This window comes from Aporhodopirellula rubra, from assembly GCF_014192335.1.
GTDB lineage: Bacteria > Planctomycetota > Planctomycetia > Pirellulales > Pirellulaceae > Rhodopirellula > Rhodopirellula rubra.
Genome location: NZ_JACHXU010000006.1, coordinates 1 through 17363, shown reverse-complemented (window position 1 = coordinate 17363; position 17363 = coordinate 1). Strand labels below are relative to the sequence as shown.

General features: G+C 57.1%; 11 protein-coding genes. 4 read left to right on the top strand and 7 right to left on the bottom strand.

Annotation, left to right across the window (positions count from 1 at the left end):
- Nucleotide 1: 1 nt before the first annotated feature.
- Nucleotides 2-787 (bottom strand): ABC transporter permease, encoded by a 786-nt coding sequence (locus tag FHS27_RS09645; RefSeq protein WP_184304605.1) that lies wholly within the window; start codon nucleotides 785-787, stop codon nucleotides 2-4.
- A 56-nt stretch (nucleotides 788-843) separates the two neighbouring features.
- On the bottom strand, nucleotides 844-1761 hold the full coding sequence (locus tag FHS27_RS09640) for an ABC transporter ATP-binding protein (protein ID WP_246419374.1): 918 nt from the start codon (nucleotides 1759-1761) through the stop codon (nucleotides 844-846).
- Nucleotides 1762-1859: 98 nt separating this feature from the next.
- On the opposite strand from FHS27_RS09640, the gene FHS27_RS09635 reads away from it, so the two are divergent.
- Nucleotides 1860-2651 carry an MBL fold metallo-hydrolase gene (locus FHS27_RS09635; RefSeq protein WP_246419372.1) on the top strand — a complete coding sequence of 264 codons (792 nt, stop codon included), beginning with the start codon at nucleotides 1860-1862 and terminating at the stop codon, nucleotides 2649-2651.
- A 52-nt stretch (nucleotides 2652-2703) separates the two neighbouring features.
- Here the strand turns inward: FHS27_RS09635 and FHS27_RS09630 are convergent, their stop codons facing one another.
- Together FHS27_RS09630 and hemE are read right to left on the bottom strand one after the other, a co-directional pair.
- Nucleotides 2704-3798 carry a formylmethanofuran dehydrogenase gene (locus FHS27_RS09630; RefSeq protein WP_184304603.1) on the bottom strand — a complete coding sequence of 365 codons (1095 nt, stop codon included), beginning with the start codon at nucleotides 3796-3798 and terminating at the stop codon, nucleotides 2704-2706.
- Nucleotides 3795-5783, bottom strand: a complete 1989-nt coding sequence (gene hemE, locus FHS27_RS09625; protein WP_184304601.1) for a uroporphyrinogen decarboxylase — start codon at nucleotides 5781-5783, stop codon at nucleotides 3795-3797. Before hemE ends, FHS27_RS09630 begins: the two co-directional genes overlap by 4 nt.
- A gap of 261 nt (nucleotides 5784-6044) precedes the next feature.
- Here hemE and trmB point away from each other — a divergent pair, with 261 nt between their 5' ends.
- Nucleotides 6045-6746 carry a tRNA (guanine(46)-N(7))-methyltransferase TrmB gene (gene trmB / locus FHS27_RS09620; protein WP_184304599.1) on the top strand — a complete coding sequence of 234 codons (702 nt, stop codon included), beginning with the start codon at nucleotides 6045-6047 and terminating at the stop codon, nucleotides 6744-6746.
- 67 nt (nucleotides 6747-6813) lie between these two features.
- On the opposite strand, the gene FHS27_RS09615 is transcribed toward trmB, so the two are convergent.
- The gene (locus FHS27_RS09615; protein WP_184304597.1) at nucleotides 6814-7662 is read right to left on the bottom strand and encodes a UDP-2,3-diacylglucosamine diphosphatase; all 849 of its coding nucleotides are present in this window, start codon (nucleotides 7660-7662) and stop codon (nucleotides 6814-6816) included.
- A gap of 425 nt (nucleotides 7663-8087) precedes the next feature.
- Here FHS27_RS09615 and FHS27_RS09610 point away from each other — a divergent pair, with 425 nt between their 5' ends.
- Both FHS27_RS09610 and FHS27_RS09605 read left to right on the top strand, forming a co-directional pair.
- A complete protein-coding gene (locus tag FHS27_RS09610) occupies nucleotides 8088-11633 on the top strand; it encodes a family 16 glycoside hydrolase (protein ID WP_221224999.1) in 3546 nt (1181 codons plus the stop codon).
- An 89-nt stretch (nucleotides 11634-11722) separates the two neighbouring features.
- Nucleotides 11723-13198 (top strand): DUF7133 domain-containing protein, encoded by a 1476-nt coding sequence (locus FHS27_RS09605; RefSeq protein WP_184304595.1) that lies wholly within the window; start codon nucleotides 11723-11725, stop codon nucleotides 13196-13198.
- 41 nt (nucleotides 13199-13239) lie between these two features.
- Here FHS27_RS09605 and FHS27_RS09600 read toward each other — a convergent pair whose 3' ends face one another.
- Both FHS27_RS09600 and FHS27_RS09595 read right to left on the bottom strand, forming a co-directional pair.
- Nucleotides 13240-16710 (bottom strand): serine/threonine-protein kinase, encoded by a 3471-nt coding sequence (locus tag FHS27_RS09600; RefSeq protein WP_184304593.1) that lies wholly within the window; start codon nucleotides 16708-16710, stop codon nucleotides 13240-13242.
- A 395-nt stretch (nucleotides 16711-17105) separates the two neighbouring features.
- The coding region (locus FHS27_RS09595; protein WP_315854507.1) for an IS4 family transposase at nucleotides 17106-17363 on the bottom strand (258 nt) is incomplete at its 5' end.

Below are 17363 nucleotides of genomic sequence, written 5' to 3'. Positions count from 1 at the left end.
ATCAATCCACCCGAGTGTAGCGGCTGAAGAAGATCAGTCCGATGCCGTTGACCAAACCGAATAACGCCAGTCCCAGCAACGTCGACATCCCCAATGCGGCGATTAACGCGTCAGTTTGCAGAAGCCCCTGCCACCGCGTCATCAACGCGCCGAGCCCCACGTAATCGGCTCCATTGCTGACGAAGAATTCGGCCACGATCGCGCCAATCACGGCCAGCCCGCTGCTGATCCGTGCGCCGAGCAGCAAGTACCGAATCGATGTTGGGATTTGTAAACGCACCAACATTTGCCACCTCGACGCGCCGTAGAGTCGGAATAAATCGTGATGTTCGGGCCGACTCGATTCCAGTCCCGTGGTGATGTTGTTGACGATCGGGAACAGACAAATGATGACCGTCGCAATCACCGCCGTTCGGAATTCGTATCCGCTCCAAATGATCAGCAGCGGCGCGATCGCCACGATCGGGACCGTTTGTAGAAAAATGACGTAAGGGAAAAACGCGCGGCGAAGCATTCGTGATTGACTAAAGATGACCGACAGGACGCCCCCGATCAGGATCGCCACCATCAGGCTCACGGCGGCGGTGAAAAACGTCACCCAGCTCGCCATTAGCAGTTCGTCTCGTCGTCGCCATCCCGCCTCAGCGACTTGCCACGGCGTCGGCAAAAGGATTTTGGGCAGGTCAAAAATGCGAACACAAAGGTGCCACACGAGCAGGCCTAGAATCGCGACCACCAAGACACTGACGACGCTCCACGCCGCATCATGCCAACCATGGTTGGGCATGCGTTGGTGGGTTGTGGACGGTTTTCGGTGATCGGTTTGGTTGCGCTCGCGGGATATCATGTGCCGGCCGCCTCCCGCAATTGATCACTGACGACGCCGTAGAACTCGGCGAACTCGGGCGTGCGACGCACGTCTTCTGATCGTTCGACACTCGCGTCACGCTGCGATTGGGTGACGGGGTTTTCAAGGACCGAGCTGATTCGTCCGTCGTGCATGACACAAATGCGATCGCTCAATGCAATTGCTTCACTGATGTTGTGCGTGACCATCACGACGGTGAATCGATGAGCCCGCCACAGGCGAGTGACCAGTTCGCCGAGTTGTGTGCGGAGGAGATCATCGAGCGCCGCAAACGGTTCATCCAGCAATAACAAATCCGGACGAGTCACCAACGCACGGGCTATCGAAACTCGCATCTTCATGCCGCCGGACAGTTGGTAGGGAAAGCGACGAGTCGCATCGCTCAGCTCCACTTCTTTCAACGCGGCCGTCGCGGCGTCGCGTGCCGAGACGGCGTTGTGATTGCCCGATTGGAGTTCAAGGGGCAGTTGCACGTTGCGGATTACCCGTCGCCATGGCAGCAGCGCGGGCTGTTGAAATACAAACGACGTCGAGCCCGGGTTGTGGTGTTCACATTGGCCGGAGGTGAGCGATTGCAGGCCCGCGACCACTCTCAATAGAGTCGTTTTGCCACATCCACTCTGCCCGACGAGAGCCAGCCGTTCTCCAGCCCGGATCGGAATGTCCACGTTGTCGATGGCTTTGACACGGTCTCTTGATCGCCTGCCACCCCCAAATTCAACCGTGGCATGACGAACCGTCACCGCGTTTTCGGTACCAGCGTTGGTCTCGGGATTGGAGGTGGATTTCAAAACGACAGTGGACAAAGGAGGTGTCGGGAGGATGTCGTCACGACGACTTGACTCAATCGAATCGGACGTTCGAAGGAGTCGAAAACGAGTTTCCCAGGACATTGTGGGTGAGGCAACTAGACTTGCCAGCCACCACAGACGACGATAGCGGGAAGGAAATCGCACCCGCAGCGAGTATTTGCTGGAAAAAACACAATCTCATGCAGCTCCATTGCCTCGGAACGGCCGGCTACCACCCAAGCGAAACGCGGCATACGTCGTGTTACTTCGTCCCCGAGACGGGGCTGCTGCTCGATGCCGGGACGGGCATCTTTCGGCTGCCATCGCTGTTGAAGACCGACACGCTCGACATTCTGCTCTCTCACGCTCACCTCGATCACATCGTCGGGCTGACCTTTTTGCTCGATATCCTTTACCAGCATCCGCTTCAAAGCGTGCGGGTTTGGGGCGAGGCAGAAAAAATCAACGCGATCCGAACGCTGTTGGCGAGTGAATTCATTTTTCCCGTGGAGTTGCCTGTCCAGTGGTGTGCGATCGATGACCCTGACCATGCATCGGGGAATCAAACCTTCGAAATCAACGGAGCGTGTGTCAGTTGGCGTCGTCAGGAACATCCCGGTGGATCAATCGGCTATCGCATCCATTGGACGAACATCAACGAGCCAAACAGTCCGGACTCCGGTGCAACCTCACGCGTTCTTCTCTACGCGACGGACACGGTTGGTGCGACCGATGAGGACACGTTGCACTGGATGAAGGATGTGGACCTGTTGTTGCACGAATGCAACTTTCACGATCATCAGGTCGAGTGGGCGATCAAGACCGGGCACTGCTATCTCGACCGGGTCGCGCAAATCAGTGCCGCGGCATCGCCCAAACGTGTTCTGTTGACCCATGTCAATCCGATCGACGAGCTGACGTTGGACAAGGGTGACGAGAGATTTTCGATGCCGTGTGAAATCGTCAGCGACAAACAAGTCATCGAGTTCTAAAAGTCGCCGCCGTTGTGCGTGATGGAGCTCGCGTTTTGGGCGGTCTCGCGTTTCACGACGGGCTCAGTGGCGAGATTAAACCGCGAATGATTTCACAGGGGGCCGGGCGTTCGCAGGTCATCGGGGCCGCCAACGGGAGCGAAACCGAACCGTCGCCGCGAATCGTCATGCCGCGGCGATGCAGTCCGGCGGTTGAGCTGGAGCGGTAGGCGTGTGCCAATTTGGGGCCGGGGTCGATGCCTCCGATCTGCAATGTCGAGGGACACGAATCGCGGTTCAGCGGAGAGCCCAATCGGATATCAAACGTCACGTCGGTGTTGTCAGGGGCGATTGACGAGGGGCTTTCGTTTGTCTTCCACAAACAAACGCTTCGCAGCGTCGCGGCGGAATCGAGCGTCACTAAAACGCAACGAGAATCCGCGTTACGAAGACGGACGAGTCGGCACAACATCGCGGCCGAGATCGATTCTTCGCCGGGGGCAAACGCACCGGGGCCCACCAGGATCGCGGCATATTTGGACGAATTCCAACGATCGATCTGGCCGGCCGGGCCGAAGATTTCCGCAGACACATTCGAGACAGAGCCTGAGTCCGGGCGTGTCGCCGCAGCGAATTGGGATAGTGAATCGGCGGAGCATTCTCCGAACCGACAAACGTTATCATTCGCGTCGCCGCGTGGCCCTTGGCAAATCTTTTGCATCAGACGCGGCCATGCTTCGTCGACACGTCCAAACGTCCAAATCAGGTCCGCGTGGGTGGCGACGTCCGCGATGGTTGCCGAAACGATGCCGTCGCGGCTGATCACCTCGAGTATCGCTTGGATGCTCGCATCGGATTCAATCGTCAGATCGATTTGGCCGTCACGTTGCCAATCGGACAATTGCCGTGCGGTGGCAAGATCGACTCCGGTAGTGACCAGACGCCAGCGTTTGCCGTGATCCTCCGAGCGACTATCCGCTGAATCGAGTGTTGCCGATTCGCGGTCAGATGCTGACGAGGGCGCGTTGAACTCGTCGACAATGGGGCAATGGTCTGCGATCAGGTCGCCGGTTTCACCGAGGCGAACGTCATCGCAGTGCAGAGGGCACAACGGGCAGACGATCGATTGGTTGATCGCGGTGTCATCGAGCCGACCTGATAGGGTCATGAATCATCCTGTTCGTCGGAGTCATCCGGTGCACCGGAGAAGTCCTCTCGGACGGATAGTTCCTGAACGGCGCGAACGAGTTCGATTGCGTTTTCAACAGGCGTCATTTGCATTACGCCATGACCAAGGTTGAAGATATGGCCGGGACGATCACCGACTTGGTCGAGCAATTCTTTGGCGGCGGCACGGATCGTTTTAGGATCGGTCAACAGCACCGTCGGGTCCAAGTTTCCTTGAACCGAGATGTCGTGTCCGATCCGTTTCCATGCGGATGTCATGTCGATCCGCCAATCGACGCCGACGACGGTACGACGATCGCCTCGCAGCAGAGGCAACAATTCAGGGTTGCCGGTAGCAAAATTAATCAGAGGCACACCCGGCGCTACGCCCGCGATGATTCGATGCATCCATGGCAACACGAACCGGGTGTAGTCGGCAGCGGAAAGGCACCCCGCCCAACTGTCGAACAATTGCACGCATTGGGCTCCGGCCGCGATTTGTTCGTTGAGGTAAACGATGATCGCATCGGTAAGCCGGTCCATCAGCGCCGCCCAGCCACCATCGTTGGCACGCATGAGTTGTTTGGTCGCGGCGTACTGCTTGCTGCCACCGCCCTCGATCGCGTAGCTCGCCAGTGTGAACGGGGCCCCGGCGAATCCGATCAGCGGGATCGATTCGGGCAGGTCTTTGCGAGTTTGACGAACGGTCTCGTAAACGAATCCGAGATCCTGAGGGTTGTCGAGCGGTTTGACGCGATCAACGTCCGACGCGGTTCGAACCGGGTTGTGGATGACGGGGCCATCGCCTTTGACGAATTCCAGATCGAATCCCATCGGCACCAGGATCGGCAGCAAGTCCGAAAAGATGATTGCCGCGTCGACACCGAGACGTTCCACCGCCGTGCACATCACTTCGCTGCACAAGGCAGGGTTCGCACACAGTTCGAGAAAGGTTTGCTGCGACCGTACGGATCGATACTCCTGCATGTAACGACCTGCTTGCCGCATCAACCAAATGGGCGTGCGGGGCGTCGGTTCGCCGCGGCAAGCCATCATGAATAGGCTGGACTGCGACGGATGGTCATCAATGGCGGTGAGGGGTTCACGATCGGACGAAGAGGTCATTGAAACTCGAGTGGTTGATTCGGCTTGGTATGCGGTCCGCCGCTTTTCAACCAGTGCGGTTGCTTCGCGGGCGGACTCACTGACGAGGTGTCCCATCTTCGGATGCGACGGTTCCATGTCCACGTGGATGTCGCTCTCGCGAAGCATGTCACTGGTCGTTGGGCCGATCGAGACGATGGCGGTTTGGGCGAGTCCGTCACGCAGTGCTTCCGTCAGGTTCAACGAATCGGCCATCCGAAGCATGTTGACGACTTGGTGAGCGCTCGTCAGCAGCAGGATGTCACGTTCCCCCTTGGCGATCGCTTTCACGTTCTCTTCGAGCGGGCCGGTGTCCTCAGGGTATTCCCATCCATAAACGCGGACGGTTTCAGGGATCGCGCCGCGTGCCTCCAAACCCGCGATCAATGACGTGTTGGTGACACCATATTCTTGGATGCCGACGACTTGGTTGGCGACCGGGATGCCTTCGTCAATCGTCCGGAGCAAATCACGCCACGTGTTAGGCTCGGGGACACGATGGGTCGCCGTGATTCCAACCTGTTTCATTGCCGACGCGGGTTTGGGGCCGCGGGCGATCGTCGTGATGTCACTGAGTGCGTCGATAAAGCGTTGGGAGTCGACGTGCTTTTCGGTGCTCTTGAGCAAATAGCGAAATCCGACCCCGGTCATGAAAATCATGATCGGGATTTCACCGGTGATGACACGATAAGCAAAATCGATTGCGGGCCGATTAGGCTCGATAGGGACCTCGCGCATTGAGGGGCTCACGCAGGCCTCACCACCAAATTTCGTAATCAGGCGGGCCATGTCTTCAGCCCGGCGGCTCTCGAGCGAAGCGATACGGAGTCCAGAAAAATTCATAGGGTGGGTTTGAGGGCTGAGAGGCTGGTGTTGGGGAGACGCGGTGATTGAGACGTTCGTGGCGGAGAACTCAGGGGCGAGAAACGTCGAGCCTGGAAAGCTCGAGGGCCCGTGGCGATCCGATGTCGTTTTCGGGGCTTCAGAACCGCCGGATCGTGCTGTATCTGGTCCCGCCCAGATTGTAGAGCAATTCTGACGCGTTACGATGGCGGTTGGATCTCCTCATTTTTCCTTCCGTTTACCAGCCCCAGCCTTCGTTTCATGCCTCGCGCCGCACTGCGAAAACCGCATCCCGATCTCGATTTGTCCACCTGGTTGAAAACGCCGGAGGACCTGCCTCCGATGCTGTCGAGCCAATCGCTATTCGGCAACGATCTGCCGCTGGAAATCGAAGTCGGCAGTGGCAAGGGGTTGTTCATTCAAACCGAATCGGATCGGCGGCCCGAGCATAATTATTTCGGGATCGAGATCGCACGGAAGTATGCCGCCCACGCGGCCGCTCGATTGGCAAAACGTAAACGCGCCAACGCCATGATGCTGGCCGGCGACGCCACGCCGTTGTTTGCGTCGGGCATCGTTGTTGAGGGAGAGAACGTGGGGCAACCGGCGGTCGAGCGGATCGAGAGCGGTTCACTCGAAGCGGTGCACGTGTACTTTCCTGACCCGTGGTGGAAGAAACGTCATCGCAAACGACGTGTCTTGAGCGAGTCAAACATTCGTCAGTTCAGCCGTTGTCTGCGAACGGGCGGGCGATTGCATTTTTGGACCGACGTGCTCGATTATTTTGAACTCACGGTCGAATTGATCGCCGAGATCACGCCTGAACTCGGAGTGCCGTTGCCCGAGACGCAGCGAGAGTCATCCCATGACCTCGACTATCACACGCACTTTGAACGACGTAGTCGCAAGTTCGGCATTCCGGTCTATCGCGTTTGTTACATCAAACGAGATCGCAGTCGTTAGGCGTCCGAACGCAACGAACGTATGTATGATTGCGGCAATGAAATCGCGACACAGGAAACCGCCGCGTTTAACGACAGGCTGCGAAGCGATCTCGTGCTGACGACGCTGAGGCGCGCTGACGTGGGTGCGTTGGCAACTCGAGCATTCGTGGTGATCCGTAGATCGATTCCAACCGGATGCTGCCGTCGAGGTGCTCGACCAACCCGGTGCAGTTCTCAACCCAATCGCCTGTGTTGCAGTACAGCATCTCTTCGCTGTACACGATCGCAGGTGTGTGGATGTGTCCGCAGATCACTCCGTCACAATCTTGGTCGCGAGCATGTTGCATGATCGCGGCTTCGAAACCGCTGAGCATCATCACGACGCGTTTGACCGCCGACTTCAACGCCGCGCAGGCACCATAAGGGTTTTTACGCCGGCGGGTCGGTAATCGGTTGAATAGCCGATTCGCACTCAGGACGGAGTCGTATGCGAACGATGTCACTTTCGAAACCCACTGTGCTTGCGTTTCGACCATGTCGAACAGGTCACCGTGGGTGATCAAGAAACGCCATCCGCCGGCGGACTCGAAGACGAACTCGTTGGCGAATTGCACGTCTGCAAATTTGCCCGGCAACATCTCCAGGCTGTGTTCGCTCCGCAGAAACGAATCATGATTGCCCGGGACGTAGTAGACCTCGGTTCCCTCTTTGATGAGGGCTTCCAAGTGCTCGATGATTTCGTTGCACTCATCCGACCAATGCCATCCCTGATTGCATCTCCACCCGTCGATGAAGTCACCGACGAGATAGACCTTCTTTGGCGAGTAGGATCGCAGGAATTCGAGGCACTGCTTCGATTGGGAGTGTTTCGAGCCCAAGTGCACGTCGCTAATCAGGACGGTGCGGACTTCTGTCTTCGTGGAGTGTTTTGCCATCGTTGTTGCTGACCCTCACCAAAGTTGTGAACGCCGCTCAACGGAGACCGGCTTTCAGGGGACCAGATTCTAGCCGACGAGAAGAGAATGCAACCACTGTTTTTCGAATTGGCGTGCCCGAATCCTCTAAGTGGGGGCACGGGTTTGAGCACTCACGATTTCGTGACTATCATGCTGTTCGCTGGCTATCGTGGTTCCCTTGCCTCTGTATGCCAGTCCCGCCTTACTGCCTGCTATCGAGTTCCCGCTTAAAACGTGCGTGAGGGGTGTTTTTGCCTCCTTCGCGTCGTTTCTCTCCTGTTTTTAGTAGAAAACTGTTCGAGTTTTCTGAGGAAGACAGTTTCGTTTTGCCTATCCAAGTGAGATTCCCAAACGTGAATTGCCCTCTGTTGTGTCGGCCTCCGTCCTGGCGGACGATCTTGTTGATGTCTGGCATTTGCCTCATTCCGCTGTGTTTCCAGCGGGTTGCCGTCGCAACCGGAACGCCGGATCCAGAGGTGGCCCAGGACGATCCCGACTTCGCCATTCAGGGGGAGTACGTCGGTGTGGATCGAGCCATGCAGGTCATTGCGGCCGGCGATGGCGACTTTGATTTGGTCATTTACGAGGGCGGGTTGCCCGGGGCCGGAACGACCGGCCAGCCCCGTCGCATCGAAAGCGATATCGACGCAGTCGAAGATTTGATCGAGTCGATGGGGTTAGAAAAAGTCGAACGGGTCAGTCCCACGATGGGCCGAGATGCTCCCGCAGGAGCGATCGCGTTGTTCGACGGGACTCAGGACGCGATCGATCAGCATTGGGAAAAAGGGCAGCTCACCGACGACGGTCTGCTTAAGGAAGGCACGCAGACGAAGCAGCGGTTTCACGACTACACCTTACACCTTGAATTCCGAACGCCATACGCACCGGAGGCTCGCGGCCAAAAGCGAGGCAACAGTGGCGTCTATCACCAGGGGCGATTCGAAACTCAGATTCTCGACTCGTTCGGTTTGGAAGGGCTCGATAACGAAGCGGGCGGAATTTACACCGTGAGTGCTCCTTCGGTGAATGCATGTTTTCCGCCGCTGCGGTGGCAAACCTACGATGTCGATTTCACCGCGGCGAGGTACGACGCCGATGGCAACAAAACCGCGAACGCCAGAATGACGGTGCGGCTCAACGGCATCATCGTTCAGAACGATGTCGAGGTGCCAAACCCAACACGAGCGTCCACGGTGAAAGCCGGTCCCGAACCCGGTCCGATCGTTTTGCAGAATCACGGCGACCCGGTTCGCTTTCGAAATATTTGGTTGATGCCTCGCGATTCACGACGCGAAGCCGCCCGTCCGATCGTTCCTGGTTTCGAACGTTTTGTAGGTACCGCATCCACCTCCGTCGCCGACGCCGGTGAAGTGTTGATTGGGTCACTCGCGTGTGCGGCGTGCCACCGTGATGACGAGTCGATGTTGCCGGCGCAGCGAGGACCGAATCTCAGTGAAGTTGCCGGCCGCGTTCGGACTGATTCGATCGTTTCGATGATTGCCGATCCTCACATGACCAAGACCGGGACAACCATGCCTGACCCCTGGCCCGGTGCGGATGATCAGACTCGCCGGAAAAATGCCGAGGCGATCACGAGCTATTTGATGCTACGTGGTAAGGGGCAGCTCGTCGATCGCGTCGTTAGCCAAAATCTCGCCAACAAAGGTGAGAAGCTTTATCACGAAGTCGGATGCGTCGCGTGTCACGGGGCGATCGGCGATGACAACAAGAAGACACCACTCGCGACGACAGTGCCGCTCGGTCAAACCCACCGCAAATACACGGTCCCGTCGCTGATCCATTTTCTGCAAAATTGCACGACGATTCGTGAAGGTCTGCGGATGCCAGCGATGGTCGGATCGACGGAAGAAATTGCGGCGGTGGCAGCCTATCTGACTGCGGAAACGACAGTGGGGGAAAGCAGTGGGCAATTCACCCGCCGGCTTTATCGCGGGAATTGGAATCAGTTGCCGAACTTCGATGAAATGGACCCGGTTGCGACTGCCGAAGTTGGTGATTTGAAAATCGATGACATCAACCCCGCGAACAACTTTGCAGCTGTTTTCGAAGCGAATGTTTCGATCGAAAACAACGGCGAGTACACGTTCGTGCTGTCGAGTGATGATGGTTCGGCGATGGAAATTGACGGGCACCGGTTGGAACACGACGGTATCCATCCCGAGTCGTCTCGCGAGGCCACCTACACGATGAAGGCGGGCGTGTATCCGATCCGTGTTGAGTATTTTGACGGTGGCGGCCAAATCGCGCTGAGCCTGAAAATGAAAGACCCGCGGTTGGGGCAAGACGATATTTCGGTATGGCTGACGGGCGGCGAAGAAGGTGCCCCGATCGATTTGCTGCCCAGTGCGTTTGAGCCTGATGAATCGCTCGTTGATTTGGGGCAGAAACTTTTCGGTAGCGCGGGCTGCATTAACTGCCATGATTTCGAAGGCAGCGACTCGGCGAGTCTGAAGATGGCGATGCCGCTGCACGAATTGACGTTGACGCGAGGTTGTTTGGCGGTGCCAGCCAAGGCTCCCGCAGTCGACTACGGATTGGGGGCGACGCAGGTCAACGCGATTGCCGCAGCGCTGGATCGACGTCGTGCCGGTGAAGTGCCTGCCCAAGAGGATTCACGGCAGGTGCAATTCACCATGATGGCTCTGAATTGTTACGCCTGCCATGAACGAGATTCGATCGGCGGACCTGAGGCGAGTCGTGATGAGTTTTTCCACACCACGATCCCGGAGATGGGTTTAGAAGGACGGTTGCCGCCGTCGCTCACCGGAGTCGCAGATAAACTCAACGATGGTTACTTGAAGGATGTTTTGAGTGAGGGGGCGAACGCCCGTGGCTACATGCACACTCGCATGCCGGCATTTGACCAGGAACGGTTGGCCGGGTTTTATGATGCCATCGTGAGGCTCGATCGCAGCGATGAAGTGCAGACTTATCCGGCCACGAAAACGTTGCAGCAGGTGCAAATCGACGGCCGAAAACTTTGCGGCAACGCCGGTTTGTCTTGTATCAAGTGTCACAGCTACAACGGAAACGATGCTGGCGGGCTCGGCGCGATTGACATGTTGATGATGCCCCAGCGTTTGCGTCATGAATGGTTTCAACGGTATTTGCAGGATCCGACGAAATATCGACCGGGAACGCGGATGCCAAACAGTTTTGTAGACGGCCGTTCAGCGTTGGTGGATATCGATGGAGGTGACCCGGCGCGGCAAATCGATGCGATCTGGGAATACCTGGTAATGGGTACCAAGGCAAAAGAACCCCAGGGGCTTAATCAGAAAGCGATCGTTCTGGCTGCGAATCAGCGGCCGAGGATCTACCGCAACTTCTTCACCGACGTCAGCCCTCGTGGAATCGGCGTGGGCTATCCCGCAGATCTGAACTTGATTTGGGATGCAGAGCGAATGTCGCTCGCGAAGGTATGGAAGAACGCGTTCGTCGACGCTTCTCTGCATTGGCGGGGACGCGGCCAAGGTAGTCAGCAACCGCTCGGAGATGCGGTTTTGACCGTCGATTCGGCGTCACCTCTCGCGATGCTTGCGAGCGTGTCGGAGCCGTGGCCAAAGGAATCCGGACGCGATCTTGGCTATCAAATGCGAGGTTATCGTCTCGATGAGAATGGGAATCCGAGCTTCCGTTACACCATCGGCGAAATCCTTGTCGAAGATTTCCCAGTGCCGGATGCGGATGGTTTGCGACGGCGTTTCACATTTCATGCTTCGGACGCGGCGCCGGAGGGTGTTTTGGTTTGGCAGATCGCCACGGGAAAAATTGAGCCCGTCGATGGTGGGTATCGCATCGACGATCGAGCGACGGTTTCGGTCGAGGGTGTCAAGGTTCAGTTGTTGAGCGTGAACGGATCGCAGGTATTGCGGGCTGCCATCGCGGCGGATTCAACGACAACGGTGACACAGACCATTCGTTGGTAACGGTGGCCGGCGGATGCCGCACGCATTTTGAATTATTCCGTTTCGGTCGCTTCTTTAAAAAACTTTTATCCTCTTTGGTTCCTAACGATATGTCTCAATTCAAACCTGCATGGCCGCTCGTCGTAGCCGCGTTGCTGTTCGTTGTTCCGGCAAACGCGGCGAAGCCAACGGAAGATGATTTCTATCGCATCATTACGTTCGAGTTGCCGCCCGATGAAGTGATCGAGGCGTGTGGTTTTCAGCGGATGCCGGATGGAAAGCTCGCGGTGTGTTCACGTCGCGGGGACATCTTCATGATTTCTGATCCCCTCGCTGAAAAGGTGACCGCGGATCAGGTGCGAGTATACGCACGCGGGTTACACGAACCACTGAGTTTGGCAGAGCGAGACGGTTGGCTTTATGCGACTCAGCGTCCCGAGGTAACACGGATGCGTGATACCGATGGCGATGGATTGGCGGACGTTTTCGAAACCCATGCCGACGGATGGGGCGTGTCGGGTGACTACCACGAGTACGCGTTCGGATCCAAATTCGACGAAAACGGCGACATGGTTTTGACTCTTTGTTTGACGGGATCTTTCTCGAGCGCGGTGCCCTTTCGTGGGTGGGCGATGAAGGTCACTTCCGATGGTCAAACGTTGCCAATGTGTAGCGGGGTGCGTTCACCCGGCGGGATCGGGAGTGATTTGCATGGCAATCTTTTCTACACCGACAATCAGGGTCCATGGAATGGAACGTGTGGGCTGAAGTTGTTGCAGCAAGGTAAATTCGTTGGGCACCCTGGCGGGTTCCAGTGGTACGACTCGGCACCATCGATGGGGCCACGACCCACGGAGCCCGAAAGCGGCAGTCGCATGCACGTTGAAACGGCGAAGATTCCTGAGTTGGTTCCTCCCGTGATCCTGTTTCCTTACGACAAACTCGGTAAGAGTGCGTCGGGGATAGCGTGTGATTCGACGGCAGGAAAGTTCGGGCCGTTCGCCGGTCAACTCTTCGTGGGTGACCAAACTCAGAGCCGGATCATGCGAGTGTTTTTGGAAGAAGTGGATGGGGTTTGGCAGGGCGCCTGTTTTCCGTTTCGGAGCGGTTTTGGGTCCGGAAATGTGGGCGTCGAGATGGACGCCAGTGGCGCATTGTTTGTCGGCGGGACGAATCGCGGTTGGGGATCGGTGGGGCGGCGTCCGTTTGCCGTTGAACGCCTCGATTGGACGGGTAAGGTTCCGTTCGAAATCAAAGAGATGCGTTTGACTCCGAACGGCTTTGAGTTGGAGTTCACGCAGGAGGTTGATCCGGATGCCGCGGGCGATGTTGGCGCGTATCGAATGTCGACTTACACCTACGAATATCGGTCGCAGTACGGCAGTCCGGAGGTGGATGCGACGCAACCGACGATCCAATCCGTGAGTGTCTCGGACGATCGCAAGAGTGTGAGTCTGGCGGTTAATGGATTGCAGTTAGGGCATGTTCACGAGTTGCATGCCGATGGCGTGCGCGGTGCCGATGACGGTGAACTGCTTCACAATGTGGCGTATTACACGCTGAACCGGTTTCGCACGGCCGAGTAGGTCCGCGAACGGGATGTTTCTTCGCCGATGGTGTCTCGCGGTTACTTCGGTGCCGCGTCGAAACGAATGACATGAAGGGTCCGGACTTTGTCAGCGTCGCTAATCATGAGGATGGCTTGGTCAGTGTCCTCTGATAGTCGGACGCGGCGCAGATGTTGGTCCGTGTTGGCTTCGGGCCAAAGCGGCCCGATCTTGTTGTAGTCTCGCATGCTCCAGGCCTGAGTGTCGCCCGCCTCGTCGATGCTGATCAAGGTCTTTTGGTCTTGGCTGATTTCGAGTTCGGACAACTGATGGTCATGGCCTTGGAGTACCGCTAGCTGTGACCCTGATTCGACATCCCAAACCCGAATCGAGTGGTCCAAGTGTCCGATCACCAGTCGGCGGCTGTCGTCAGTGAAGATTCCTCCGAGTGTTCCGTCGCCTGCTTCAACGGTCCAGCGTGGTTGGAAATCGTTCGTAGAGAAGACGGATAGATCTTCGTACCGACCTCCCACCAGCATCCATTTACCGTCGTTAGAAAAGAGGACAATTTCGACATTGTCAGTGTATTGGCGTTCGAATCGTTTGGTCTGGTCGTCGACTGACCACACGATCAAGCTTCGGTCAGAACAGCCGATGGCGGCAAATTTTCCGTCAGGTGAAATTGCGACTGAGACAATCCACTCATCATCATGCGGATCCAATTCGGTGTGAAAGTGCGCGATCGGGGATTGGGACTGTAAGTCCACAATCGCAATGCTGCCAACGTCGTAACAAACGATCGCACGTGATTCATCGTGACTCACCGCGAGCCATTGCTCGTCTGCATGTTTCCATTTCTTGATCCGGGATTTCCAGTCCTTCGAAGTCTCTGTTGTGCCGCTGTCGAAGACATGATAGGCAGCGGTTTGTGACCACCGTGTCGGGTCCTTCGTGTCACGATCGAAGAGAGTCAGTTTTGCGTTTGTGTCGAGCGTCAAAACACGTGTTCCGTTTCGGCTGCACCAGCAGTCGTAGACTTGGTGTTCGGGCCCCGTGAGAGGCCTGATCGCGGTCCCTAGGGCATTGTATGCGGCGACCACTCCGTCTTCGCCACTGCACGCGAGCCAGTCGTTGTCGATGTAAGCGACCGACATGCAGGGGCCATCGTGCAACGTGCTGGCGTGAAATTGGTCCAAGGAGTTCGGCGGAGGTGTTTTGGCATTGGCTTTCTTGGGCGGACTAGCTTGGGGGGAATCGAGCGCCCATGTTTGAACCATCCCGTCGTCGGTAGCAATCGCAAGTTGAGTCGCCTGGGCGTTAAGGGCCATGGCCCTGGTCGTTCCTAGGACGCGCCCTGTCAGGGCCGTTTGCCGCCATTTGTCGGTAAGGCGGCTGATATAGGGGGTTCGGTTTTTGGGGCTGTGGTGCGCAATCGTGTCCCCCGATGGCGACATGGCGAACATCAATCCTCGGTTACTGTCCGCGATGTTTTCTGTCGGCTTACCGGTCGCGATGTCGTGACTGCCAAATCTCTCAGGCGTTGATAGGACCAGTTCGTGCGGTATTCCGCGGATGGCAATTTGCATGTTTCGAGTTCCACTGGCAAACGTGCGGGAGATTCCATGGCCGCGGTTCCACAGAAAGGCGTCCCCATATCGAGCCGCCAGGGCGAGCCATTGGTCGTCGCCGGACCAGGCTAATGCTTCAACCGTGGTGGGCACTCCTTCGATGTCGTGTGAGACTGACCTGGTTTTAGGATCGACGAAGGCAATCGCGTGCAGTCCGAATCTGCCTTTGCTAACGCCAACGGCAATTTCTGACCCGTCATTTGTAATCGCGATGGCATTCATCTCACCGGACTTCAAGTCAATTCGATCTGTCTCGCGTTCCTGTTCAAAGCTGAACTTTCTCATGACGCCGTCTTTGCCAACGCTCCAAGTATCGCCGGTGGTTGGGTCGATCGCGACTTCGGTGGCGGGGCCGTTGTGTTGTCCGAGAATCCGGTATCGGGCTCTGAGTTTGGCATTGAGCCATTTCCAGCTGAGGTCTCGATGGTCCGTTGGGTAACCGAGCACCGGGTATTTATCGAGCAGCTTGCGAGTGTCTTTGAGGCGGTTCTCTTCGTAGAACCGGTAGGCTTGTTGCATGTCGCTTTCGTAGACGAGTTGTCGTGCAAGCGATTCTTGACGTTGTGCTTCGGCTTGAGCTGCGAGAGATTCTTTGAGCAGCCGGTCGGCCCGTGCGCGTTCTACGCGAGAGTTCGTCAGGGCGACGGACAGTTCTTTCTCATGTTGAAGTAGGCGGCCTGAGTAGATCGACAATCCCCAAACGCCAAACACGAGTGAGGCAAGGCATACGAAGACAAGTGCGGCGGTCGAAGGTGAGCGACGACTCCAGCGATGGAGTTCCTCCCACATCGGTACGGGGCGAGCCTGTGTGGGTTGGCCGCTGAGAAAGCGTCGAAGGTCGTCGCGCAGTTCCTCGGCGGTGCCGTAGCGGTTCGCAATTGTTTTTTCCAAGCACTTCATGCAGATCGCGTCGAGGTCCCGAGGCACGTCGGGGCGGATCGCGCGCGGACGCCGTGGCGTTTCAACTTCTAATGCAAGGTGAGTGGCACCGATCGATTTCCGGGAGAAGGGTCGGCGGGCGGTCAGCAGTTCGTAAAGGATGACGCCCAGCGAGAAAACGTCGCTGGGAAAGCTGACCTCATTGTGTCTCGCCGATGCTTGTTCGGGCGATGCGTAGCCGGCCGATCCTAATAACTGTCCCGGTTCGGTTAGCGCGAAATCATGCTGTTCGGTACGTGCTAAGCCAAAGTCCGTGATCCGGCCGACGTATCCCGAGAGAGACTTCAGCGACATCTGTGTCGCGTCCGGATCTCGTAGTTGCAGCAAAACGTTTCCAGGCTTCAAATCCCGGTGGAGGATGCCCAGGGCGTGTGCGGTTTGCATGCCATCGGCGAGCGACTCGATCAACGTGGACGTTTCAATCACGTCCATCGGTTCGGTGCGAAATCGTAGTAACTGCGCCAAGCTCGGGCCTTCGACGTATTCGGCAACAATGAACGGGGTTCCTGAGTCGACACCCGTTTCGTAGACGCCGATCAGGTTCGGGTGTCGCAGTTGAGCCGCGGTGGTCGCTTCCTGGTGGAATCGCTGCAGAACTCGTCGGTTCATTAGCGAAGTTTGCTGCGGGATTTTGATTGCGACTTTGCGGTTGAGTAGAGAGTCGTTCGCAAGGTAGACGCTCCCCATGCCTCCCGCGCCGATCAGCCGAATGATTTCAAAACGGCCGATTTTGATGGGGGCTTCACCGTAGATACCATCGTTGTCACCTAGCTCATAAGCGAGCGGTCCGGTCGCGGCATTCGTGATACTGCTCGACCCGCTGTCGCTGTGCTGCGTTTGAGAGCCCTGTTGGGTGTCGCTCGACGCACTACGGAAATCACTCGATCGTGAATCCGGCTGGTGCCGGTTTGACCACGAACTTGCCTTGGAGTGCAGCCACGCGGGCAGGTAGCGGTTCAGTAAAGTCGAGGTTCGTGAAACCATTGAGCATATGTCGGCGGCAACGCCGTTTCCGGAACTGAACTAAGAGTGTTCGTGGCATCGTGCGCAAAGGGTTCGATCGTCCCGTCGGTAACGTTCGTTCCCCCGACGTAAATTCGAGGGAGACGGAATTGGGGGATGTCCGATATTGTAGACGAATCACCGATCGATTGTGCAAACGATGGGTTCGTGTCCCTGATTCGGTCGCCAGTGAAACGGCAGACGAACCCGCGTTCCGAGGTGTGACCACATCGAGGCCGTGGCGGCGGGGGCAGCCTATCGTTTACTTGGTCACGCGGCGAACGTTTTTGAATATTTGCCGTCTTGTTCAGACACGCAGTGCGTCTCAATGCAAAAAAGAACCCGTGGCGGAGGCCCTCTTTATAGCCCACATCTTATTAGCTAGTTCCGAAGACGGTGTAGGCTTCGCGGTAGGCTTCCATTCGCCGCAGTCCTCGCCAGATGGTCTTTGATCCAGGCGAGCCTTGGCCTTTCTGATCCAGGTAGCCTCCCAGCTTTGCCAGGATCAGCATGAACTCCGCGATCGTCGGCGGTGTCGGCGGAAGCTTCCGCGTCTTCGTGGCAACCATCATTGCGGGTTTCCACTCACTGGCCTCAAAGTAATCCTCGCAACTGGCATCGCCGTCGACCCGAGC

What these genes read in the sequence shown, in the direction of transcription:
- FHS27_RS09600 (WP_184304593.1), bottom strand. Translation starts at nt 16,710, where the DNA reads ATGGTTTCACGAACCTCGACTTTACTGAACCGCTACCTGCCCGCGTGG.
- FHS27_RS09635 (WP_246419372.1), top strand. Translation starts at nt 1,860, where the DNA reads ATGCAGCTCCATTGCCTCGGAACGGCCGGCTACCACCCAAGCGAAACG.
- FHS27_RS09605 (WP_184304595.1), top strand. Translation starts at nt 11,723, where the DNA reads ATGTCTCAATTCAAACCTGCATGGCCGCTCGTCGTAGCCGCGTTGCTG.
- FHS27_RS09630 (WP_184304603.1), bottom strand. Translation starts at nt 3,798, where the DNA reads ATGACCCTATCAGGTCGGCTCGATGACACCGCGATCAACCAATCGATC.
- hemE (WP_184304601.1), bottom strand. Translation starts at nt 5,783, where the DNA reads ATGAATTTTTCTGGACTCCGTATCGCTTCGCTCGAGAGCCGCCGGGCT.
- FHS27_RS09645 (WP_184304605.1), bottom strand. Translation starts at nt 787, where the DNA reads ATGCCCAACCATGGTTGGCATGATGCGGCGTGGAGCGTCGTCAGTGTC.
- FHS27_RS09640 (WP_246419374.1), bottom strand. Translation starts at nt 1,761, where the DNA reads ATGTCCTGGGAAACTCGTTTTCGACTCCTTCGAACGTCCGATTCGATT.
- FHS27_RS09615 (WP_184304597.1), bottom strand. Translation starts at nt 7,662, where the DNA reads ATGGCAAAACACTCCACGAAGACAGAAGTCCGCACCGTCCTGATTAGC.
- FHS27_RS09610 (WP_221224999.1), top strand. Translation starts at nt 8,088, where the DNA reads ATGTCTGGCATTTGCCTCATTCCGCTGTGTTTCCAGCGGGTTGCCGTC.
- trmB (WP_184304599.1), top strand. Translation starts at nt 6,045, where the DNA reads ATGCCTCGCGCCGCACTGCGAAAACCGCATCCCGATCTCGATTTGTCC.